The sequence below is a fragment of the Paenibacillus sp. 01T442 genome (genome assembly GCF_056398345.1).
This window is the reverse complement of the sequence record NZ_JBFTPF010000002.1, coordinates 116,277-138,814: the sequence shown is the minus strand read 5'-3', so window position 1 is coordinate 138,814 and position 22,538 is coordinate 116,277. Positions and strand designations below refer to the sequence as shown.

The following is a 22,538-nucleotide window of genomic DNA, read 5'->3' as shown; positions in this document are numbered from 1 at the left end:
TCAAAACGAATCGAATAGGGGATGAGACAAGATGAAATCCAAACGTGGATGGCGAAGGCTTGTTGTTGCCCTAGTCGTCGTCGGTGCGATGTGCCAGGTTACTTTCGTGAACAAGAATGAGGTTTTAGCAGGGGCTACGGTAGCTCAGGGGAAGTTCAATATGTCGTACTTATTCAGCGGAGCTCCTAGTACGTATACGTCACAAGTCAATAAGAGCGGGGATACCTTAGACGTGGTGTCGCCGAGTTATTATCACATAAAAGATGATGGTAGTTTAGAAGTAACTGATCTGCAGGCGTCCTTCATAACGGAGATGCACAGGCAAGGGAAGAGAGTTGTCCCGTTTCTAAGTAACGATTTTGACAGAACGATTGGTGGAAAAGCGATCGATGAACGCGAAACACTAGTTAAAGAACTTGTCGCAAGTATCAAAGCTAATCAGCTAGACGGCATCCAGTTGGATATTGAAAATGTAGGCGCGGAATACCGTGATAAGTATACTGATTTCGTTAAAATGTTGCGAGCGGAGCTGCCGAGTACAATGGAGGTTTCGGTTGCTGTCGCCGCAAATCCAACAGGTTCTATGACGAACTGGATTGGTCTGTATGACTATAAAGCATTGGCAGCGGTCAGCGATTATCTGATGGTTATGACCTATGATGAGAGCTATCCTGGTGATCCTACACCGGGACCTGTTGCTAGCTTACCCTTTGTCGAGAAATCCATTCAGTATGCGTTGTCCCAAGCTCCAGCGAATAAAATCGTATTGGGCATGCCATTATATGGCCGGTATTGGAACCAAGATCCCGCATCGAATGGGGCAGGTATAGCTGCTAGGAGTGTTCAAAAATTGGTAGATCAATATCATGGGACTGTCCGTTATGATGCAGCGAGCCAGTCGCCTGTTGCTACCTTCACGATTCAAGCGACGGATGTGAAAGCAACCGTGAACGGCACAGAATTAGCAGCCGGTACTTACACGGTTTGGTTCGATAACGAGCAATCTATGAAAGCAAAGCTGAAGCTAGTAGGGAAATATCAGTTAAAAGGAACAGGCAGCTGGAGCTTAAATCAAGAGGCTGACGATACTTGGAGCTATTATCAGCTGTGGGCGGATGGTTTTTACTTCACGGATGTGCAAAAGCACTGGGCACAGGCTGACGTCCTGAACGCCGCGAATCGCGGCTGGATGCTCGGCACAGCCGCAGACACATTCGCGCCCGACGTGGCGCTCACAAGGGCAGAAGCCGCGACGATTATCGTGCGCGCGCTTGGGTTAGAGAGCGCGGCGGCCGCCAGCGCCGCGTTCAAAGATGTGCCTGCGACCCACTGGGCGTCGCAGTCGATCGGGATCGCGCAGCAGAACGGGCAGATGCAGGGCATCAGCAGCGATCGCTTCGCGCCCGATCAGAGCATGACGCGGGAGCAGATGAGTGTGCTGCTCTCCCGCGCCTTAAAGCTGGCCACGCCTGCTAGCGGCGTGGCGAAGACGTTCACGGACGTGCCAGCGAGCAGCTGGTCGGCAGAGGCCATTGCTGCGATGAGCAGCAGGGGCCTTGTCGACGGCTTCGAGGGCGGCACGCTCCGCCCGCTCGCGTCCTTGACGCGAGCGCAGATGGCTGCGCTGTTAAGCCGCGCGCAGCCGCTGCTCACGCAGTAGGCAGAAGAGGGTCCCAAGCCATGTGTGTGGCTGGGGACCCTTTTTGTGCGATATTGTATGATATTGTGTGATATTTTGTGATAGTTATCTGTTCAAGATGTGTTCGTGGTGTGAATACAACTGCGATGGAGCTTGCAAAAGTGCGAAAGTGCAACCTTTTTGTCCGAATCAGCCTCTGGATACAGAAATAATTGCAAAAAAGCAACGATTTCTGCCTCCGCCCGCCATTTTTGTAGCTTTAGGCGCTAAAGGATGCCTATTTGCACTTATTCCTCTTGTTGAGCTTTTTACGCCGAAAATAAGTGTATGATTGCGACTTTACCAGTACGCCTACCCGAGCTACGCTGCTTAGCTCCTTTCCAATTCCTTACGTTGGTTTAGCCTGCTGCTGAGTAACGAACACCAAATGCGGCGGCTTGTTCTCAGCAGCAGCTGTCGGCTTCGTAGGGATATCGCCAATCACATCTTCTGTCCCTGTATACACGAACGTCGTTTGTCCCTTCGGACCTGGTTTATTCGTCACGAATTGACGAATATTCTTGATGCGGGTTTCGGCAGTCGTGACGCGATTGCTGCCGATTTGAAAAAGCGATGAAGCCGCGACTCCGAGAATACGTATGTTACGAACCGTTATATAGCTCCCTAAGTTATCCACACACATTGTGAAAGGTTCGGGAGGCTGCGGGATAGGGAAAGGCCGTTGGAAGAAAGGGTAAGCTGCGAAGCTGCCCTCATTCCCATAATAAATAGGTACTTCACGCTGTACAGCAAAAACGCGGTTCTGCAGAGCTGTATAAACATTATCCCCTGCATGCATCGTGCTTGATGAAACTATGCTATTGAGATAAATGTTGCCAACAATTGATAGTCGAGCCATCGATTAACCCTCCGGAGAAAGTGGAATGAAAGGAGCGATGATGACCGATTCCGGTGGCGTGTCAAACATCGAGGACAAGGAAATGACCTCTGTATCTCCAATCAGGAAAATGGACGAACTGGATACCCCGACGATACGGACATCGCCAACACAGATTTGTTTGTTTTCTACATGTAAATTAAACATCTTTAGCCCTTCTCTCCCTTAAGATAAGTGAACTAAGTGCAAGTACTTATTTCGGCAGACTGGATATGTAAGTCTCAATCGCGGAAAGGATGTCTTGCTTTGTTTTGTCCATAATGTTATTGGTTACAGCCTCCAAAGGTTCTTTGAATCCAACGCCGCGGTATTGATTCACATAATGCTGGATACGCGTATCCAGTTGCTTGCGAATATCTTCGATGATCAAATCTTTGTAATCCTCATCGAGTGGATGCTGATATTTATGTTCAAGGTTGTTAATATCGCCCTGCACGCCAAATTGCAAATACTGTTCAATGCCGCTAGCAACATCCGCTTGAATGTCTTTTCCTTGCTTGGCAGCTTCTCTGCGCACGGCATCTTGACCCGCGCCGATCCCGCCACTTGGTCCTGTCCCCTGATATTGTCCGCCCTGATAAAAAGGATTCATATCCATGGGAGCCATGCCGCCGTTACTTTCTTTGTTCAAGGAATTACCGTTCACACTGAGATCCTCAATTTGATCTATGGCGCTGGGACTGATTCCGATCGTTAGCGTCCCGTCTAGCTTCTCAACCTTAAGCTGATCAAAATTATATTCTATTTTATCAATGTGAATGCGCTTCTCGTCCTTCATGGCTTTCAGATCCGCCTGCAGCTTGTTTACGGTTTGCTCTAATTTATCGATGCGCTGTTTCTGCATGTCGAGACAGGCGGTGATCTGCTGGGCCCATTGCTGCCACGTGATCGCATTATTCATTCGAACGTGCACCTCCTTCCGGATGACTCCGATATTCAAAGGACTGCCTGGCTAATCTTGAAGCGCCATGTATAAGGTTTGGATAGCGTTATTTCGGTGCCGGCAAAGGAACAAGGGCTACAGGATTAACCGCACTTGTTCCAAGCTCCGGAGCAGGCTCTACGAAACCGCCTGTATTGTATAGATTAGATAAGGAGCGAATCGATCCCGCTGTGCCAATTTGGAGGACGGATGAGTTGGCGACAGAGTTTACTTTTAGCTGCTGAATCATAATGGTTTGATGGATGGTCCAGTTCATATTCGTAGAACACCTCGCTCTAGGCTGACAATTGTCAGAGGATATTGCCGCTCGCGTTCGCATCAATAAAGTCCGAATCATTGGTGACCGTCGTACTGTAAGTATTATAGACACGCGGGAAATCCCCGGTATTAAATGAACCGGCTCCGGCGAAAGTCTTGGAGGAGCTTGTAGGTGAAATAATAAAGGAATCGCCGAAATGAACGACAGAACTGGAGCCGACACTAATAATTTTCACATTCCCGACGATAGCTGGCATAATCCGATCCCCCTTGCGTTATCACACCTACAGTATATGAGGTATCCGCCTAGAGGTGCTCTGAATTTTCGGGAAATAGTAGGACGTATATGTTTCACACATTACATGAGCTATATTTTTAGATAAACGCACTCGTCCTAAGTGGGACGGCGTAGCCGTTTATTGTAAGGGTGTCACATCGGAACTTAGGCACATATACTGTTAGCAAAATGAGGTGATAGGCTTGAGCGGATTTAATCGCCATCCTTGGCTGAAGTGGGAACAGGTCGAGAAGTTTCTTGGACAAAAGCTGCCTTTCGCCGAACAAGGGCAGACCTTTCTAGATAATATGACGTGGGCTGAAGGATATGTACAGGACATGCTGAAAAAAGCGATGCCAGGCATGGATACCAGCATTTCATCCTCTGGAACCATTGGTACAGAAATTTTTGAGACGCATGAGCACGTCATTGTTAAGGTGAAAATTGCAAAGGAAGAAGACCCCAGAGCGCTCCAAGTGTTCGTCAAATCAAATCAAATTAAGCTGACAGGTTTTTCGAATGGTAAGAATCGTATCGTAAAATTGCCTACGCTGGTGCTGCCGAGAACTGCCAATGCCACCTATAAGCAGCGAGTATTGGAGATCAAGATTCGCAAGCGCGGTTTGAAGGAGAGCTATCATGAGGCGTATATCCGGTACTAGTCACCGCGTATTAACCCAAAGACCCCCCTTAGGCCATATGGCTGAGGGGGGTTCTTTGGGTTTGGTAGGGAGGAGCGATTTAGTTGGTGGGGCCATTCGCCTAAACTGATCAACAAGCCGAACAATCCCAACTCACGAGCTCTCCGCCACACGCAACGCAACTCAACAACTCTCAATTAACTCTCCACCACACGCGCCCCGCAAACCTCCTATCAGCTCCCCGCCACAAGTAGCACGTTCACCTCCCGCGCCACTCCCCCTCCACAAATTAGATGGATTTCCTGTAGTTATTTCCGCAGAAAACTAGCCGGAAATGAAAACATGGATTATATGTAGCTAATTTCAGCGTTTCCCCACCTTTTCGCCCAAATAGCCAATATTAACGGGAGGAAATCCAGTTATTTTGTTTTATCACACAAAAAGAGCCGAAATAGATGGAGGTTTTCCATCTAATCCGACTCTAATCCATTACTAAGTTAAGCGGTGAAACACTTGTCTGCCTAAATCACCTTAACCGACTACAGCACGCGACGTGCTGTCATATAACGGGAAGACCAAGTACCGCTGTTCAGATCGGTAACGCGGACACCGCCAGCGCCGTAGGTTTGAAGAATTTTATTATTACCTGCATAGATCCCTACGTGGTGAATGACACCCGGCTTACCAGGGATGGAGAAGAACACCAAATCTCCGACACGCAGGTTGCTGCGGGATACATACTTACCAACATGAGATTGCTGTTGAGATGTACGCGGCAGGCTAACACCTACTTTTTTAAATACATATTGTGTGAAGGAAGAGCAGTCAAAGTTACGTGTTTGACCTGCAGTGGCTCCGAATTTGTAAGGTGTTCCTAAATATCTTTTACCAATAGAAATGACTTGGCTGCCTCTGGAAGTTGATGTTGCTGAAGCTGTAAGCGCTGTAGCATTTGCTGCTTCTGTTGACGCACTCGTTGCTGCTTCTGCTTTACCTGGTGTAGCTGCTGCAGCTACGGATAATCCTATAGATACGGACAATGCCGTCACGACTAATTTTTTGTACCAAGTTTTTTGTGGGTTTTTCATAGGGAATGCCTCCTTAGAGTTTTTCGCGACCAAGCCTATTAGATAAGCTCTCGCTGCGTTATCTCAAGTAAACTTATTTCATATGGTTCAATGAGTTTGGCGATGTGGTTGTCCACCTGAGACTCAGTATACCAGATGAAAATTGCCCTATTATTTACCATGCAACCTTTTAAATCGCGCTATAACAGGGGGAAAGCCCAATTCTGAGAGAATGATGAGAATCCCCTTATAATGTTCTTATTGACAGGATTGTGGAAGCGTTACAACGGCCGTGGAGCCTAGTCCTAGACTACTTAGGAGCTCTATGGTTCCTTGATGTTTTTGCACAATATGCTGGGCAATAGCCAGCCCAAGACCTGCTCCTCCTTGCTTACGGTTCCTAGCTTTATCGGACCGATAGAAGCGGTCAAAGACATGAGGGAGATCCTCTTCAGCGATGCCAATACCTTGATCCATGACCTTGAGAATCACATGTTTATCTTGCAAACAAATACGAATATCCACGATCTTTTGACTATATTTTAAAGCGTTGTCTATTAAAATAATAAGCAATTGCCTGATCTGATAGGGATCGCCAGTCATCGGGAGCTCCTTTACATTGTTCTCCGACAGTACCCGAATCTCTCTGGAAGATGTGACGCGGAGGGACGCGGCGGTTTGCTCTACCAGTGGGATAAGATCGAATTCGGTATTCTGCTCACAGTTTGCACGGCTGGTATTCGTGAGTGAGAGCAGATTTTGCGTGAGAAGCTTCAGCTGGGCGGACTCAGACACGATGGCCTCCAGCGCCTCTTCCCGCAATTGATCATTGCTGGAAGCCCATCTCCGCAAGAGACTTGCGTAACTTTCAATTATCGTGAGCGGGGTTCTAAGCTCATGAGACGCATCGGCGAGGAATTGCTCCTGTTTACGAAACATATCTTGCAACCTGTCAATCATGCGATTGAAGGTGTTGCCAAGCATCATCAATTCATCATTGGCTTGGTTGGCAGGCATTGTAATATGGCGGAATGACCCGCTTTCCTCAATGTTTTGCATGGTAGCGATGAGTTGTTTAAGCGGTCGAAACAGCACGTTTGTATAAAAATAACCTCCAATCAGAGCCAATATGAGCGCACCAATGGAAGTCAGGACAAGAATCGAGATCAACATTTCGGAGTATGTGCCTAGCCTTCGCAGGCTGCGTCCTATTTCTAAGAGGGCAACTTGTTTCCCATCTTTAAACACGGGTGTCCGAACGAATAATACGATGCCATCTGCATCGGTTAATAGGGCCTCTGACGCCTTAGTGGAATAGCTTGCTGGGTAACTGGCCAGATTCGTATCGGAATAAATCTCATGTGCGACCTTTGAGTCTGGTGTAATATAGCGGAGCATTTCTTGTGGGATGAGCAGCTCATCCATTTGCATATTGTCTTTCCAGTACTCAGGATGGTTAGGTAGATCCTTCAGCAACAAAGCGCTGGCTTTATCCTTCAAAAGGTCAATCTCACCCTTCGTTGTCACGCGGATAAACATGTAATATACAAAGGTAAAGCTGAAGAATAGGATTACCATCAAACCAATCGATACCCACAACGTAATTTTTAGTCTTAAGCTCATACAGACTCCTGCCCATCGGAGGAGGAGTTGTCTTCGGAATCCGTCTTTTCCGACTTAATCAAATAGCCGATGCCGCGAATCGTTTGAATCAGCTTGGTGGTGAAAGGCTTGTCCACTTTCTGACGTAAATAACGGATATACACATCGACAACATTCGTATCTCCGATAAAATCATAGCCCCACACCTCGGTAATAATTTGCTCACGCGACATCACCTCGTTCTGATGCTGGATCAGGAAACGCAGCAAATCAAACTCCGTTGGCGTCAGCTCAATAGCTGTGCCCTCACGCGAGACAGCCCGGCTCTTCAAATCCATCGTAAGCTCATCGATTTTCAGCAAATGATCCTGTTCGGGCACTTGCTCTTGCAGGCTCTTCTGGCGCAGCAGACTGCGAATGCGGGCTAACAGCTCCACGGTGGCAAAAGGCTTCGTGACATAGTCGTTGGCGCCCTGATCCAACCCGCTGACGCGATCAGGGATGGCATCGCGCGCAGTCAGCAGAATGACAGGAAGGGAAGCATTAACCTGTCTAAGGCGCCTTAGAACCTCAAGTCCGTTGAGCTCTGGGAGCATAACGTCAAGAAGGATGAGATCCCATCCTTCTTCGCTCAAAGCAGCTTGAAGTCCAGATCGCCCATCCCCACAAATAAGTACCTCATAGCCTTCATGCTCAAGCTCTAACTGCAGCACACGGGCAATACGTTCTTCATCTTCAATTAGCAAAATGCGGCTCATAGCGGCTCGTATTCACTCCCAAAGCCACTGGATACAGGCAGCGGCATTTATTTGTATGGATTCGGCGTCCAGAAAATCTCTTCGCATTTGATAAAAGATTGTAGAAACTCCGGTTCAACTGGAATCTGCGTACGGTAAGCAAGCAGTGCCTGCCACTTGCAATAGGCCTGGGCCAGTGTCAGTGGTCGGCGGATCGGCGGCGGCCAAGGTACGTTCAAAGGAACGCGATGCCCCTCTACAAGGTGAGCTTCGAAAGGAAGCTCCGGTGTGATGCCGCGTGGCCATGGCCACTGAGATTCCGCACCGCTATGAATCAAATAGGTATAGAGCGCACCCGTATACCCAGTTTGCAGGATGGCTTCCATGACGAAAGCATGAGCCGCTGCGTGGTCGAGGTGGGTATCGGCAGCATCGGTGACATAAATCTCATGAGGCTGCAGCATCGTGATCAATGCCTTCGTATCACCGAGGGCGCAAGCTTTCCGATACGGTGCGGGGCAGCCGTAATACATCGAGTGAAAATCAGGCACGAGCCCGCCGTAAGTTGCCTGTCGCTGCGTAAAACGCTGCTGAAAGGGCGGCATCGCACCCGTAGTAGCATATACGCGGCCCAGCCCGGCATCTGGATAGCCGAGGAACGTCAGATCCTGTGGGCGAAGCCCGATCATCGCCGCGGCTGTCAGAGCCTCTTGCTGGCGTATACGCGCCAGCTCTAAGTAATGCGCTGGCCCTAGCTCCTCTGGCGGCTTGCCGAATAAGAGGGTAGCCGCTTCCGGGTAACCATCGCCATTCGTGAAGAACACGACATGAACTCTCTTGCCGCAGGCAATGGCGTCCATGATCGTGCCCGCTGTCCCGAGTATTTCATCATCGGGATGTGGAGCAAATATAAGCAGATCAACCGGGTGTATCTTCAAACGCAATTCCTCCCCATACATTAATCAATGTGATTAATGTATGGGGGCAGAAGTGGATGCGTGAACCCGACCTACTTCCAGCCAGGGAATAAAGGTTTTGTAGGTTCTGGAAGACGGAATCCGCCGATAAAGGCGCATCCGATTCCCCAAGCTAAGATCATCCAGATGAGAAAGACAAACGCTTGTTTACGGTTTCCTTTTCCTTGTTTCGTCCAATAGGACATTTGCTGAATAGCAATGAGGATGGATGGAATCGTAAGAGCGGTCAATTTAATCCACATTATTGACTWATCTCATCCTCTCTTAAGTAATAAGGAGCGCCCTGAACACCAATTTGATTAATATTAGCGGCAACTTTGAATTGAATGTCGACTTCAGGGAAGATCGTTTCCCAATCCTTCTCGATTTTTTTCCACAGCTTTGGATACTTCCGATAGACAGATTGTCCAAGCCCGACATTGTCCGTCTTGTAGGTCGTTTGCAGGGTGTGAAACAGCTCCTGATATATCTTCGTAACTTGCTCTTGGAAAGATGCATTAAGCTGCTCCATAATCGCTGGATCACTTGGATCCAGATTCGAGCGATTATCCATGATACGGCCAGTAGCATTAATATCCACAATAAAATGCGGTTGCTCACCGGAGACTTCCACTCGTTTCTTGACAGTTAACGTAGTGAGCCGGACAGACAATTTATTTTTCTGTTCAGGGAGAGCTACCTCCACGTCGCCGAAAGTTTTTTTGCCTAACAGGCTCGTAAGCGCAACAGCTTGCATGTCGTCCACATAGCCTACCAAAGCGGTTTTATTAAACAAGGCAACACTGTTCAATAAAATTTTATCATCTTTATCCTTGGAGAACGCAGCTGCAATGGGCTCAATACCGGTAGCAGCGGAGGAGGCATAGAAATTGCGAAGCATCGAAGGGACTACCATTTTGCGAACTATGATTTCACGCAAGGCTTCTTCCTTCGTGGCTTCTAAGGGGTACTCCGTCTCGACGAGACTTTTGGCATCGGTATTCCGGGCAATAACAAGATAGGTGCGCAAACGATTTTTGGGATTTCTTGCAATCAAATCTAGCAAGGGTGCCATGTTTTTCCGAGCTAAGGATTCTCCGACCATGAAGATCCTGCGGTGTGAAGGCAACACATCTCTTGAAAGCTTGCGCTCTAGCTTCACGGTCATAGCCTCCATATTGTCGCCATAATCGACGAGCGGCATGTACGTCTTCTGTTGCGTGCCACCACTTGTGGTCAATTGGCCAGCACCAATCGATTTGGGAATTGCAACTTGAACATAGCCACGGTACTTGCCTGTATCCGCCATCAGATCAAATGCGGAAAGCTGAATGATGGCAATGTCATTAATTTCTTTGCGATCCCAGCACCCTGTCAGAAGGACCAGCATCATCGTATACGTCATCAGTTGACTCATTCGTCTCATCATTCGTGCCTCTTGGTATCTGCCTCTGGCGGAGTAGCAGCCAGATCACGGTCAAGGATCCAATGCGGAGAACGGATTAGAAAGTCCCGCAGTCCTTTTAATCGTAAAGGTCCAATTGGAGATAGGTAGGGAACGCCAACGGAGCGGATTCCCGTTAAATAGATGGCAAGCGTAAACAGCCCTAGCAGGATTCCTACGAAGCCGAGCGTGCCAGCGAGCAAGAGCAGCAGCAAGCGCATGATCCGAATGGAGAAGGTCATGTTATAGCGCGGAATCATGAAGGAAGCGATTCCCGTTACGGAAACGACGATCACCATGGGGGTCGATACGATACCTGCTTGCACAACCGCTTGTCCGATAACGAGAGCGCCGACGATACTGACGGTTTGTCCCATTACGCGTGGTAATCGGAGTATCGCTTCCCGGAGCGCTTCGAAAGTAATCTCCATGATGAGTGCCTCAACCATAGCAGGGAAAGGGGAGGCTTCGCGGGCTCCTGCAACAGCAAGCAGTAAATTCGTCGGCAGCATTTCAGGATGGAAGGTTGTAATGGCTACATAGAGAGAAGGCAATAGCAGAGCCAGAATGATGGACAAAGAGCGAATAAACCGTATGAAGGTTGCACTGGTGAACATCAAGTAGTAGTCTTCGCTGGACTGAAAAGCCGACCAGAATTGAAAAGGAGCAATTAACACGAAAGGCGTATTATTGGTGAATATAGATACTTTCCCTTCTAGGAGAGCGCCTGCTACCACATCGGGCCTTTCTGTGTATTCCATGGTAGGGAAAATACTGAAGGGATGATCCCGAATCATTTCTTCGATATAGCTGCTTTCCAATACAGCATCAATATGAATAGCGGATAGCCGCTTCATGATTTCATCGACAATTTCTTGATCCGCGATGCCGTCCAAATAAATGAGCCGTACTTCCGTTTGGCTGAGCGCGCCGATTTGCCAGGTTTTGATCCGCATTTTGTCTGTTTTCAAACGACGTCGAAGTAAGGCGACATTCGTTTCCAAATGCTCTGTGAAGCCTTCCCTAGGGCCGCGGACACCTGATTCTGTTTCAGGCTGCTCGATATTACGATGTGGCAGGCAGGCCAGATTGGCCAATATCACCTGCATCTCCCCTTGCTCGGCGATCATAACAAAGCCAATGAGCAGACTATCGATCAACGTTTCAAATAAATTGGTTTGTTTAACTTCAGGCGTCAGAAGGTGGGAGGATAGCGTTTCAGTTGTAGGCTGCGCTTCAAATAAGGGTTTGGTTATCTCGCGTTCAATCCGATCTGCGTCAACCAAGCCTGAGATGTAAGCAATAAGGGTAGAACGGATGTGTACAAAGACTAAATCTGGATCATGATCAAGCTGCTGATAGATATCAGCTTGCAGCTGAGCCACATCGATGGCCTCATCAACAGGTGTTTGTTGCATCCGATTCACCCTCCTTAGCTCCCTACGCTGCGTTTTCTAAATACCCMGTTCAGGATGAAAATAACCAATGGGATTATGACGAATAAAGGGAGTTCGATAATCCAAGGAACAATCTTCAGGCCAACAAAAATATGGCTGGCAATGTTTTTGGCGGTGAAGATGGAAATAAACCAAATCAGCAAAGCGACTGGTATAATAACCGCGCGATGATTTTCCGTTTTCCACTGCATGGTGATTGTCGTGCATGCCGCGTAGGCGTACAGAATGATTTTGAACAATCCGCCAGTAACGAAAGTTGTTACGACAAAGGGATCCAAATTGTCGATGAAATCGGCGATTCGGATCAACTGAAAGCTGGTGAGAAGCGGATAAAAAGAACGATAGAACAGATCCGCTCCTAGCGTACTAACGGCAACGAGATCAAGTAAGACAAAAACAGCGCCGACTAGAAGAGAGGAGTACAGCGCGGCCTTGCGAAACTTGCGAGGACTGACAGTCAATTTCCAGAATACGGCGAAGACGATAACTTCACCGAAGGTCGTTGTTAAGCCTAGCGGGAATACCGTTACGCCAATACTTCGCCAGTCCGATGCCACTGGCAGCAGCCACGAGAAGTCAATGACATCCGAGAAGAAAAGCAGAATGAGTTGGACGCAGGTAAACAAAAATACGATGATAATACTGAGTTCAGCTAACCGAGCAATGCGTTCAATTCCAGCATAACAAGCATAAGCAACCAATACGACAAGAAGCAGCATTAAGAATGGAGCTGGTGTACTTGGGAGTAGAAATGTGCTCATCAACTCGCCTAAATCCCTTAGAATGCGCCCCGATTCGTAAATAAAAGCAAAAATATAGAATGAGGTTAACAGGTGGCCTACGTACTTGCCGAAGGTTATTTGAAGCAGGGAAACTAGGGTTTCACCTGGATTGCGTTGATAAATACGAGAAAACATCCATACGATGCCTATCCCAATGGTTGCACTGAGTAGGGCAGCTAACCAAGCGTCCTGCTTAGCACCGCCAGCGAAGCCAAATACAATGGTTGTACCTAGCTGGAATAAAAACAACAGACAGAATGTTTGCCATGTCGAGAGCACTTGAATCACGCAGAACCCCCCTGACGTGCTAATGATCTTACTATTTTCAAATTGGAGAAAAAATATCCTTCCTTGCCTTTAAACACCTGAAGTTATACGGAATAGATAGTGAAATTGTCCATTAGCCTAGTCCACATGACCCGATGCCGACATAAAATAAACCCATAGACGTAATGAAGGAGTAGAACCTATGAGCATATCTCCCAAAAAGAAGGTGCGCATCAAAGTTAAACACAAGGTAGCGATTTTACTCCAAGATCGTGATGCTACTGCGAAAGTTTATGTGGAAATTCTTGGGGATCTGAAATCGCGGGAAGTTATGATGGAAGCTATAAAACGCTTAGAAGATGGGTTAATCTATACGGATGAGAAATGTACGATGTTAATTGATAGTGAATATATCGAGGTGTTTCCGAGAAGGAGTCTCAGTCGAAGAGAAGGGGAGGACTTTATTTTCTTAATCGATCGGGCTTTCGCAGAAAACTATGTCGTTTCGGCAAAAATTATCAAGTAACATTAACATGTGGTGCAAAAACCCCTAATCGTGCAGTCAGGAGTTAATCTTTCCTGAACTGGCGAATAGGGGTTGTTGAGGTTACTTTATTTCTTGCTTGCAGATGGGAATGTTTCTACGGAAGTTAAACGATCGTAGAATTCAGTGAAATTATTTCTTTCAGCTGAGTCAAGTAAGGCCATTGCTGTGCGCGGGTGCTCATCGAGTGCACCTACGATCATGTATGGAATGAGGTAGCCCCAATCCCATTTCTCACGCATTGTGATCATGTGCTTCTCAATGATTTCAAGAACAGGACGCACATCGTAGCGCGCACCCTTGAGGTGGCTGAGCAACAATTCAGTCGTACAGTTACCTGCAGCGCGACCCATACCGTACACGGATGAATCCAAGAAAGTTACGCCTTTGGAAGCTCCTGTGATCGTGTTAGCGAAAGCAAGCTGCATGTTGTTGTGCATATGCAAGCCTAGCTCTTTCTCAGGAAGTAAGCGTTGGAATTTGGATACGAGGTAGTCAATATCTTTGCTGCCCATGCTGCCGTAAGAATCTACGACATAAACAACGTCAACTGCGCTTTTGTTGATTTCTTCAAAGGCTTCCGTTAATTCGTTCTCCATTACGTGGGAAAGCGCCATGATGTTCAGGGAAGTTTCGTAACCCATATCATGGAATTTCTGAACAAGCTCAAGACCTTTATCAACATCCTTGATGTAACAAGCAACGCGAATCAGGTCAAGTAAGCTGTCTTCACGAGGCAAAATGTCCTTCTCATCCACACGTCCGATATCAACAAGAGCGGATAGTTTTGTATCTGTTTTTTTGGTGATAACATCACGCAAGAAGGATTCGTTTAGGAATCTCCAAGGGCCGGATGAGCCGCCTTTTAGTAGCTTTTCTGAGTTTTTGTAACCAATTTCCATATATTCTACGCCGGCAGCGCTCAAGCCGCGATACATATCTTGGACAAACTCCACGCTAAAATCCCAATCGTTAACTAAACCGCCGTCTCGAATCGTACAATCCAAAATCTTGTGTTGATGATGCTTTACCATACTCGCAAATACCCCTTTCGACAGCTCTTGTCGCCTTCTGATTTTGCTATATTATCACTTATGAACAGGTGGCTTGTCAATGCAAGCGTGGGCTTCCGTACAACTTTTCTTAGGTAGGATATGGTAATATGGAAAAGACAAAAGTGATCATGCAAAGGGGGATGCACGGAATGAATCGGAACGAATGGACATTAGCAAGAGAGGTTGCTGTAGGAGCAGCGGTGAAAGCAGGTGAATTGGCCAAGAAACGTTTCGGTGGTCAATTCATCCTTGCGCACAAAGATGAGCGTGGCGATCTTGTGACAGAGGTGGATGTGCAGGCGGATCGTCTTATCGTGGATGACATCCTGAGTGTGTTTCCGACTCATCGCATCTATAGTGAAGAAGCKGGTGAGGGTGGAGCAGCAAGTGATTGGGTGTGGCACGTGGATCCCTTGGATGGGACGAACAATTTCGCACTGGGCATCCCCTTGTACGGTGTTTCCATTTCTTTGAGTTATCAAGGTCGGATTGTACTGGGTGTCGTGCATGATTCGGCTATGGAGCTCACTTACGTGGCTGTTCAAGACGAAGGCGCTTGGCAAGGCAGCAGGAGAATACTGGCGCAGCCAACGGGGATGCTGACGAAATCTACGATTTCGTGGATTCAAGGGCATGCTGTAACGAAGGAAGATCAGCGAGCATTAGTACTTCGACATTATCTGGAGTATTCGGTCAAAAGAGTGATGCGCGTATGGGCGCCTTCTATTGTGTGGGCGATGCTGGCCAGAGGAGATCTGCACGGGGTTGTTCTGTACAACTCCGAAGGGGAGGATCTCTATGCTGGCTTACTGCTTGCGCAGGAAGCTGGTGTGAAAGTGACGGATTTCGCAGGAAATCCGGTTGCTTTACTCGGTGGCACAGCAGTCGTAGAGGAAGCGGTGACGGACGGAGCAATCTATCTGGTCGCCGCTGTGCCGGCCTACCACGCCGAGCTGCTCCAGCTCGTACAAGAGGCACTGATGACGACGGTGACATAGGTTTTCGAATAGGATAGGAACAATTAGTGAAACCTAATGGCAGACTTTCCATTAAATTCTTTATATTTGAAGAAAGGGTGCTGTTAGATGAAGGACTTTGTTCCTATCTTTTTTGAATTCGGTCAAACGCGAGATGCGTTGCTGGCGTTAGACACATTAGAAGAGCTCGGCTATAAGCCTGAGCTGCTGGAAGGGGAGCGCGCAACGCTGCACATTCATCTAGATGCGCAGGAGATTACCTCGGCCATCGAGATTGCTCAGTCCCACGGTGGACGGCTCGTGGATCGGTCGCAGATGCAGTCCGAGCAGGCCACCTTCGCAATGGCGTATGACCTGGAGGGCTCTATCCGCATTCCGGCACATACCGTGAACGAGGATTGGCCCGACAGCTATGCCGCATCCGCGTTGGTTGCAGATCGTGATGCGGTACCGAGCGATGACGAGGCGGCTTTCGATCCTTCGGCGGATGATTACAATCACTTTAGCGCCGGTATTCGTATTTAGCTGGCGTTGGTGGTTGGGGATGCGAAGCGGGACTGAGCGAGACTGAGCGCGGACCGAGCAGAAAATGAGCGTTAGCTGAGCAGGGACTGAGATAAAAAAGCTCGAGGGTATGATCCTCGTGCTTTTTTGGCCTGGCCACTGTTGTTCTTCTAAGAATAGATGGATTTTCTACAGCTAATTCGGGAGTTTTTCCTCCAAAAACCAGAATAGATGGATTTCCTGCTGTTAAATCAGAGGTTTTCGTCAATATGACCAAATTTAGGGAAATTACATGTATTTTTTCCATCTAAACCTAGTATGGAAGGGAGATTGCCTGAAATAGCTGTACTTTTTCCAGCTAGTTATTTTGTTCTGTTTAACTCAAGGCAGCTCCTCCTTAGACCGAGTAAGCCAATCGACTTTTCCAACTCGACAGAACTGAACCCTACCTCAAACTAACTCACTTAAACTAAAATAAACCTCTTCACCTTTCCCTCAAACTGACCCAGAATAAACGGTAGCTCGCCGCACTCAAACTGGCCCAGCGCAACAGACTAACTCAACGCAACAAACCTCACTGATGCACCAACTAGCTCGTCTCCCCAACCCACCCACAAGCTATCTCATCACCACGTCTCCCGAACGCATGCACAAGCTATCTCATTACAACACCGCTCACCCGCCTCCAGCCTTAGCTCATCACAACGCCCCAGCTTTATACTGGCTCCAATAGTTGCTCCTCCTTTTCCAACATTATTTCATAAGGTGTTGAAAAGAATGTAACCTTTCACACCCTGCATACGTTTGGTGTAATAAGGAAGGTATTTGAAAAAGGAGTGGTTCTCATGGGATGTAGGAGGAAGATCGCCATGACGGTGGTTATGGTCAGTTTGGTCAGCGTACTAGCAGGCTGCAGCGAGAAGATGACCGTAAATGGGGGCTCGAGCAGCTCTGTGCCAACGACGCAACCAACCATGAGTGTCACTTCGTCGCCCTCCCCTGTGCCAACGACACCAATTGCGACGTCTACGCCGCAGGCAACAACTAGCGTTAAGCCTTCTCCAGTTGCCACGCCTCCCAGCTTTTCGACAGCGGCAGATGCGAAGAAAGTGATCGAAGCCCGTGCCCAAGAAGTGATGGCCCTACTAAAGGAGAATGAAATATCGAAGCTTGCAGGGCTCGTACATCCGCAGAAAGGTGTACAGTTCTCACCGTATTCCTATATTCATACAGCGACAGACATTCAAGTACAAGGTACTAATCTTGCGACGCTATGGGCTAGTACGAGTCTCACGCATTGGGGAACTTTCGATGGGTCAGGCGACCCCATTGATCTTACAATGCCAAACTATTGGGCTAAATTTGTGTATAACGCTAACTTTGCCGCCGCACCACAAATTAGCTATAACACGATGATTGGCAAAGGGAATATGATCAACAATGTGTTCAGTGTGTACCCCACTTCTTCCTATATAACAGTTGAATACCATTTCCCTGGCTTTGATCCCCAGTATCAAGGTATGGATTGGACCAGCTTACGACTCGTTTTTGAATATACAGGATCACAGTGGTATGTGGTTGCTGTCGTCCATGATCAGCATACGATGTAGAAGATTCACACGAAATTTCATAAAAGAGATCTAAAACCGAATCGACCCTCGTATAAATAGAGGGATTGTTCGGTTTTTTATGTTAATTGGAAATTGTAACCATTGACAGCCTATGTGAGTTGTCATATATTTATCACAATTAAACCAAGTGAACCAATAGGGATTGGAGATGTTGAGCATGCAAAACAACTTAGTAAGCGCATTTCAAACGAACTGGGTCAGTTTAGTTGTTTCATTAGTAGTGATTGGATTTATTTATTTTTTGGGTAGAAAGAAAGTCAGCTTCGGTAACCGCGTATTTATCGGTTTAGGATTAGGTATCATCGCGGGGGTCATTTTTAATCAAGCAGGTCTGCAATTTAAAAGTGTTAGCACGATCGGAACGATTTACGTCAATCTGATCAAAATGCTTGTTATGCCGCTGGTATTTATTTTAGTTATAAATAGTATTTCGTCGTTGTCCAGCATGGCTCAACTTCGTAAATTGGGTTTTAAAACGATTGGTTGGTTCTTACTTACAACGGGGATCGCGGCTTTGATCGGTCTACTCGTGGCATTGGCGATTGATCCAGGTAATGGGATCGCTCAGGCTGTTCCGAAGGATTTTAAAGCTAAAGAAATTCCGACTTTCTCCCAAGTTATTTTGGATCTGGTACCATCCAATCCAATTAGCGACATGGCGAGTGGTAAGGTTGTACCGGTTCTGATCTTCGCGATTTTCGTAGCTGTGGCGATCGTATCCATAGGCTCCAAAAAACCTGAAGCTGTTGCATCCGTGAAGTCTTTCGTAACTTCTGCAGCTGCGGTTATGCACCAAGTTGTTAAGTATGTTATTCGTTTGACACCTTATGGGGTGTACGCGTTGATCGCGGCTATGGCAGGGAAATATGGTTGGGAAACGTTAGAGCCTCTAGCTAAAATCATCCTAACTTCGTACGTGGCACTTATTATTCACTTCGTATTGGTATTTGGTGGTCTTGTACTGCTGGTGGCAAAAGTGAACCCGATCAAGTTCTTCAAAAAGGCATATCCAACTATCGCTGTTGCCTTCACAACACGTAGCAGCTATGCAACATTGCCTGTGAACTTGGAAGTTATTACGAAACGCCTTCGCGTTTCACCGCGTATCGCAAGCTTCGTGGCACCGCTTGGGGCAACGATGAACTTCAACGGATGCGGCGGGGTTTGGCCGGCGGTTGTAGCGATTTTCGTAGCCAAAGTATACAACCTTCCACTAGGTATTTCTGAGTATCTATTGTTGATTCTAGTAGCTGTCATCTCCTCCATCGGGGTAGCTGGTGTACCAGGTCCTGCATCCATCTCCACAACGGTTGTATTGACTGCACTTGGCTTGCCGCTTGAAGGTATGGGTCTAGTTCTAGGCGTTGAAGCCTTGATCGACATGGGTCGTACAGCTGTTAATGCAACTGGAACAACAGTTACAGCATTACTTGTAGCTGAATCCGAAGGTGAATTCGACCGAGCTGCATTCGATCGTGATGAGGAAGATGAGTTGGAATTAGCAACTGCTTAATCGGTACAAATGAGAAAAGACGAGCGACACCGAAGAGGTGTTTGCTCGCCTTTTTGGTTTTTGTTCTAAAACAGCGGGAATACGAACCGAACCAAGAAATACAGCAGTCCGAAAATGATAATGATATACGCTGCATATTTGATAAAGGTTGATGCGACAAGTCCCTTGTCATATTTTTGCTCAATGCGCTTCTGCTCAATGTCCACGCTTTTCGTCGGTTCCATCGTTTTCAGCTCCCTTGTTTGGTATGGGGTTGACCTCTACCAACTAATACCCGCTTGGGTGGAAGCTGAATCACGGTACTGCTACAAAAAACAACTGACATCGATTTGGTATTACGAATCTTAGATAGTAGTGTTGCATCGCTGCATGCGTACCCGCAAGCAACACTCGACTTCCAAGCAACACTTTTCCGCCAAGCGACTTCCAYATCCTASCTACCCGAGGGGGACAGAGTAGAAATAGATGGAAAATCTACAGTTAAACTAGCCGATTTCAATCRAAATCACCATTTAAATGGAAAAACTCCAGCTAATTTCTCGTCATTCGTCCTTYTMARCGAAGATGTGCAAAATTAGCTGGAGGAAATCCAGTTATTTTAAATAAATGGCGTTTCTTGAGCAAAATAGCTGTAGTTTTTCCAGTTAATGAAGTTCAATTGCGTCGGGGGAGTGGATTTTCTGTGTAAAGGGAGGTATCACTTAGTCCTGCATCGCTGCATGCGTACCCGCCATATAGCCCGTAGAGAATGCTGCGGTGATGTTATACCCACCCGTGTAGCCGTGAATGTCGAGGATTTCTCCGCAGAAATAGAGCCCATTCATGAGCTTGGACTGCATCGTGCTCGGATCCACTTCTTTGAGCTGAATGCCGCCTCCAGTCACGAAAGCTTCCTCCAAAGACAGCGTCCCCTTGACGATAATAGGGAAGGCCTTCATGAGCTTGCACAGCTCCAACCATTTCTGCTTCGGAATGTTGTCATACGTCAGCAGCTCGTCCAGCTCCGATTTCGCGAGCAGAAGCGGAATGAGCCGCTCGGACAGCAGGGACTTGAGCACGTTTTTGATCGCTTTCTTCGCGTCGCTCCTCGCAAGCGCCATGCTCTCGTTGTACACTTCGTCGGCGCTTTGCTCAGGGAACAAATCTACCGTGACGAGCACTTCTTTGCGCTCGGATTTGTTCAGTTCCTTCACGACGAACTGGCTGCAGCGCAGCGCGATCGGCCCTGACAGGCCGAAGTGGGTGAACAGCATATCGCCGCGATGCGCGATAATCGGCTTCCCCTTCGCGTTCAGCACGCTGAGCGTCACGTCGCGCAAGGACAGTCCTTGCAGCTCGCGGCTGCGGATGAAAGGCTCCTTCGAGGTTAACGGAACCTCGGTCGGAAAAAGCGGCGTGATCGTATGCCCGCCCGCCTCAGCCCACGCATAACCGTCTCCCGTGGAGCCGGTATGCGGCACCGAGCATCCGCCGGAGGCGACGATCACAGCGCGGCTGTTCAGCGTCTCTCCGCCTTGTAGCTGAATGCCGCTCACGCGGTCGTCCGCGTACAACACCTTTTTGACCGGACTGTTGGTCCGGATCTCCACACCTTGGCGCCGCACTTGGCCGATCAACGCGTCGACGACGGTTTTGGCCTTGTCACTGATGGGAAACATCCGACCATTGTCCTCTTCCTTGAGATGGATGCCGAGATTTTCAAAGAAAGCAATAATATCCTTATTCCCAAAATGGGTGAATGCACTATAAAGGAAACGCCCGTTGCCGGGGATGTGCTTGATCAATTCATCCATGTCTTTGTTGTTCGTCACGTTACATCTGCCGCCGCCAGATATGCCGAGTTTGCGCCCTAGCTTATCTCCTTTATCGACGAGCAGCACCTTCGCGCCGTTCCTGCTTGCAGCAATACTAGCCATGAGGCCAGCAGAACCGCCGCCAATTACGATTACATCATATGTCATTCCATAAAGCCCCTGCCTCGCGTATTTTCTCATATCATAGCATGTAAAGAGCTAGATATTCAAAAGATACACACAGTACGTGGATAACTTGTTGATAAAATGGCTGTTTTCGTGGATAACCGACCTAACGTCTGTGGACAAACATAGGTGAAATGTGGATAACATGCATTTTTTCCTAATTTCATCCACAAACGATCTTCTATGCAAATCCTTTAGGTGAAACTATCAACATCCTTCTTATGTCCATCGCTAAAATGATATTGATCGATCTGAAGATCCAGCCACCGATGCCCAAGGGAAGTTTCCCGCCCGTAGTAGTGAAGCTCATCTTGCTTGGTAAGCACAATCGCTTCACAAGCATCACTGCGTTTGGCGAGAAGGGACAGGCCAGCCTCTAGCCCAAGTGAGCCTAACAATCGTGYCCATACATGGCATGCCACGAGATCTTGGCCAGCAACTGTGCACTGCAGTACATCGCTGCCAGAGTCAGAGTCAGGATCAATGCGATCCTCAAGCGGGCTGTAAGTAGATAGCGCTCCTTCTGGCATCACAATTGCGCCTAACTTGATGTTTTCTTTCCACGGGTTTTGGATCCCAATCATCCATGGCTCCTGCTCAGGGCTAGACGGTCCCCATACTGTGACATCGCCCTGAGATAGCAAGCGCCCTCGTGAAATGGATAACGTTTTCTTCAAGTAGTCGGTTAATCGTTTCAGGGACCAGCTTTTGTCGAGTCCTTGCAAATGAATATACGTATGCTCCGGCAGCATGACTGATTTGGTCATAGGATTTACCCTCCAGCTTTGCGATGCAGGAGCTGGCATGTGCGTTAGCGATGGTTGTTCTTTATATAGAAGAGGCGTGTATTTACCATCTGTAATGGCTTGATACATTTCAGCAAGGAAGAGCACCTCTAGCATCGCGTTGGACACAAGGCAGCTTTCCCCGGCTAATGTATTTAAAAGGTTGATTTCACTCTCAGGGAGACTGTGGCTGAATCGCTTCTCTTCACGCCCGAACCATTCGTTGCCGATCTCATGAATTCGCAGCTGTTGTCTCTGCTCACCATAGGGAAGAAGAAGTTCAATAGCCGAATCCAGCGTTTGAAAATGAAAGGGGAGGAAGGTGCCTGTCGTCATTGTCATCGGGAATTCCTCTTTTCTGTCGAAACCTTACTTATTCTGAGATCAGTATATGAGAGATAGCTGAGATTGAATTGACCGTTAGCTGAAAAGTAGCTGAAGATTCTCGAACTTTCAGCTAGCTTTCAGCCGCTGCTCAGATTGCTTTTAGGCAGGATATGGGATACTAATTGTAGAAGTCGTGTACGAATGAATTTCTCGGGG

Annotated in this window: 24 protein-coding genes; 7 read left to right on the top strand and 17 right to left on the bottom strand. The window is 47.7% G+C overall.

The window, feature by feature from the left end:
- Positions 1-31 precede the first annotated feature (31 nt).
- A complete protein-coding gene (locus AC1DLM_RS03485; RefSeq protein ID WP_477569137.1) occupies positions 32-1,660 on the top strand; it encodes an S-layer homology domain-containing protein in 1,629 nt (542 codons plus the stop codon).
- Positions 1,661-2,027: 367 nt separating this feature from the next.
- Here AC1DLM_RS03485 and AC1DLM_RS03480 read toward each other — a convergent pair whose 3' ends face one another.
- The 5 genes from AC1DLM_RS03480 to AC1DLM_RS03460 form a co-directional block, all read right to left on the bottom strand.
- On the bottom strand, positions 2,028-2,537 hold the full coding sequence (locus tag AC1DLM_RS03480; RefSeq protein ID WP_441990982.1) for a spore germination protein GerPE: 510 nt from the start codon (positions 2,535-2,537) through the stop codon (positions 2,028-2,030).
- 3 nt (positions 2,538-2,540) lie between these two features.
- Positions 2,541-2,723, bottom strand: coding sequence for a spore gernimation protein GerPD (locus AC1DLM_RS03475; protein WP_441990983.1), 183 nt, complete (start codon positions 2,721-2,723; stop codon positions 2,541-2,543).
- Positions 2,724-2,769: 46 nt separating this feature from the next.
- Complete coding sequence (gerPC, locus tag AC1DLM_RS03470) at positions 2,770-3,477, bottom strand: spore germination protein GerPC (protein ID WP_477569136.1); 708 nt, start codon at positions 3,475-3,477, stop codon at positions 2,770-2,772.
- Between the two features lie 88 nt (positions 3,478-3,565).
- Positions 3,566-3,775, bottom strand: coding sequence for a spore germination protein GerPB (locus tag AC1DLM_RS03465; RefSeq protein ID WP_441990985.1), 210 nt, complete (start codon positions 3,773-3,775; stop codon positions 3,566-3,568).
- Positions 3,776-3,809: 34 nt separating this feature from the next.
- Positions 3,810-4,034: a spore germination protein gene (locus AC1DLM_RS03460; protein ID WP_056610720.1), complete on the bottom strand. Its 225-nt coding sequence runs from the start codon at positions 4,032-4,034 to the stop codon at positions 3,810-3,812.
- A gap of 223 nt (positions 4,035-4,257) precedes the next feature.
- Between AC1DLM_RS03460 and AC1DLM_RS03455 the strand changes: the two genes are divergently transcribed.
- Positions 4,258-4,716: an Hsp20/alpha crystallin family protein gene (locus tag AC1DLM_RS03455; RefSeq protein WP_441990986.1), complete on the top strand. Its 459-nt coding sequence runs from the start codon at positions 4,258-4,260 to the stop codon at positions 4,714-4,716.
- Between the two features lie 518 nt (positions 4,717-5,234).
- Here AC1DLM_RS03455 and AC1DLM_RS03450 read toward each other — a convergent pair.
- From AC1DLM_RS03450 to AC1DLM_RS03415, 8 genes are all read right to left on the bottom strand, one after another.
- Positions 5,235-5,783 (bottom strand): C40 family peptidase, encoded by a 549-nt coding sequence (locus AC1DLM_RS03450; RefSeq protein WP_477569135.1) that lies wholly within the window; start codon positions 5,781-5,783, stop codon positions 5,235-5,237.
- Positions 5,784-6,020: 237 nt separating this feature from the next.
- A complete protein-coding gene (locus AC1DLM_RS03445) occupies positions 6,021-7,385 on the bottom strand; it encodes a sensor histidine kinase (RefSeq protein WP_477569134.1) in 1,365 nt (454 codons plus the stop codon).
- On the bottom strand, positions 7,382-8,122 hold the full coding sequence (locus AC1DLM_RS03440; protein WP_477569133.1) for a response regulator transcription factor: 741 nt from the start codon (positions 8,120-8,122) through the stop codon (positions 7,382-7,384). Before AC1DLM_RS03440 ends, AC1DLM_RS03445 begins: the two co-directional genes overlap by 4 nt.
- A gap of 47 nt (positions 8,123-8,169) precedes the next feature.
- A complete protein-coding gene (locus tag AC1DLM_RS03435) occupies positions 8,170-9,039 on the bottom strand; it encodes a PIG-L deacetylase family protein (protein ID WP_477569132.1) in 870 nt (289 codons plus the stop codon).
- Between the two features lie 71 nt (positions 9,040-9,110).
- Positions 9,111-9,320, bottom strand: a complete 210-nt coding sequence (locus AC1DLM_RS03430; protein ID WP_171632864.1) for a hypothetical protein — start codon at positions 9,318-9,320, stop codon at positions 9,111-9,113.
- Positions 9,320-10,486 (bottom strand): Ger(x)C family spore germination protein, encoded by a 1,167-nt coding sequence (locus AC1DLM_RS03425; RefSeq protein WP_477569131.1) that lies wholly within the window; start codon positions 10,484-10,486, stop codon positions 9,320-9,322. The genes AC1DLM_RS03430 and AC1DLM_RS03425 overlap by 1 nt, the downstream gene beginning before the upstream one ends.
- On the bottom strand, positions 10,483-11,919 hold the full coding sequence (locus tag AC1DLM_RS03420) for a spore germination protein (protein WP_477569130.1): 1,437 nt from the start codon (positions 11,917-11,919) through the stop codon (positions 10,483-10,485). The genes AC1DLM_RS03425 and AC1DLM_RS03420 overlap by 4 nt, the downstream gene beginning before the upstream one ends.
- 14 nt (positions 11,920-11,933) lie before the next feature.
- On the bottom strand, positions 11,934-13,028 hold the full coding sequence (locus AC1DLM_RS03415; RefSeq protein WP_477569129.1) for a GerAB/ArcD/ProY family transporter: 1,095 nt from the start codon (positions 13,026-13,028) through the stop codon (positions 11,934-11,936).
- A gap of 181 nt (positions 13,029-13,209) precedes the next feature.
- Between AC1DLM_RS03415 and AC1DLM_RS03410 the strand changes: the two genes are divergently transcribed.
- Positions 13,210-13,533: a hypothetical protein gene (locus tag AC1DLM_RS03410; RefSeq protein WP_441990995.1), complete on the top strand. Its 324-nt coding sequence runs from the start codon at positions 13,210-13,212 to the stop codon at positions 13,531-13,533.
- Between the two features lie 86 nt (positions 13,534-13,619).
- On the opposite strand, the gene AC1DLM_RS03405 is transcribed toward AC1DLM_RS03410, so the two are convergent.
- Positions 13,620-14,585, bottom strand: a complete 966-nt coding sequence (locus AC1DLM_RS03405; protein WP_477569128.1) for an aldolase catalytic domain-containing protein — start codon at positions 14,583-14,585, stop codon at positions 13,620-13,622.
- Between the two features lie 170 nt (positions 14,586-14,755).
- Between AC1DLM_RS03405 and AC1DLM_RS03400 the strand changes: the two genes are divergently transcribed.
- The 4 genes from AC1DLM_RS03400 (at position 14,756) to AC1DLM_RS03385 (ending at position 19,231) form a co-directional block, all read left to right on the top strand.
- A complete protein-coding gene (locus AC1DLM_RS03400; RefSeq protein WP_477569127.1) occupies positions 14,756-15,604 on the top strand; it encodes an inositol monophosphatase family protein in 849 nt (282 codons plus the stop codon).
- 87 nt (positions 15,605-15,691) lie between these two features.
- Complete coding sequence (locus AC1DLM_RS03395; protein WP_477569126.1) at positions 15,692-16,108, top strand: hypothetical protein; 417 nt, start codon at positions 15,692-15,694, stop codon at positions 16,106-16,108.
- Positions 16,109-16,956: 848 nt separating this feature from the next.
- Positions 16,957-17,697, top strand: a complete 741-nt coding sequence (locus tag AC1DLM_RS03390; protein WP_477569125.1) for a hypothetical protein — start codon at positions 16,957-16,959, stop codon at positions 17,695-17,697.
- 178 nt (positions 17,698-17,875) lie between these two features.
- Positions 17,876-19,231, top strand: coding sequence for a dicarboxylate/amino acid:cation symporter (locus AC1DLM_RS03385; protein ID WP_477569124.1), 1,356 nt, complete (start codon positions 17,876-17,878; stop codon positions 19,229-19,231).
- A gap of 65 nt (positions 19,232-19,296) precedes the next feature.
- Here AC1DLM_RS03385 and AC1DLM_RS03380 read toward each other — a convergent pair whose 3' ends face one another.
- From AC1DLM_RS03380 to AC1DLM_RS03370, 3 genes are all read right to left on the bottom strand, one after another.
- Positions 19,297-19,455: a hypothetical protein gene (locus AC1DLM_RS03380; RefSeq protein WP_171632838.1), complete on the bottom strand. Its 159-nt coding sequence runs from the start codon at positions 19,453-19,455 to the stop codon at positions 19,297-19,299.
- Between the two features lie 477 nt (positions 19,456-19,932).
- A complete protein-coding gene (locus tag AC1DLM_RS03375; RefSeq protein WP_477569123.1) occupies positions 19,933-21,192 on the bottom strand; it encodes a BaiN/RdsA family NAD(P)/FAD-dependent oxidoreductase in 1,260 nt (419 codons plus the stop codon).
- 212 nt (positions 21,193-21,404) lie between these two features.
- Positions 21,405-22,337: an FAD:protein FMN transferase gene (locus AC1DLM_RS03370; RefSeq protein WP_477569122.1), complete on the bottom strand. Its 933-nt coding sequence runs from the start codon at positions 22,335-22,337 to the stop codon at positions 21,405-21,407.
- Positions 22,338-22,538 lie beyond the last annotated feature (201 nt).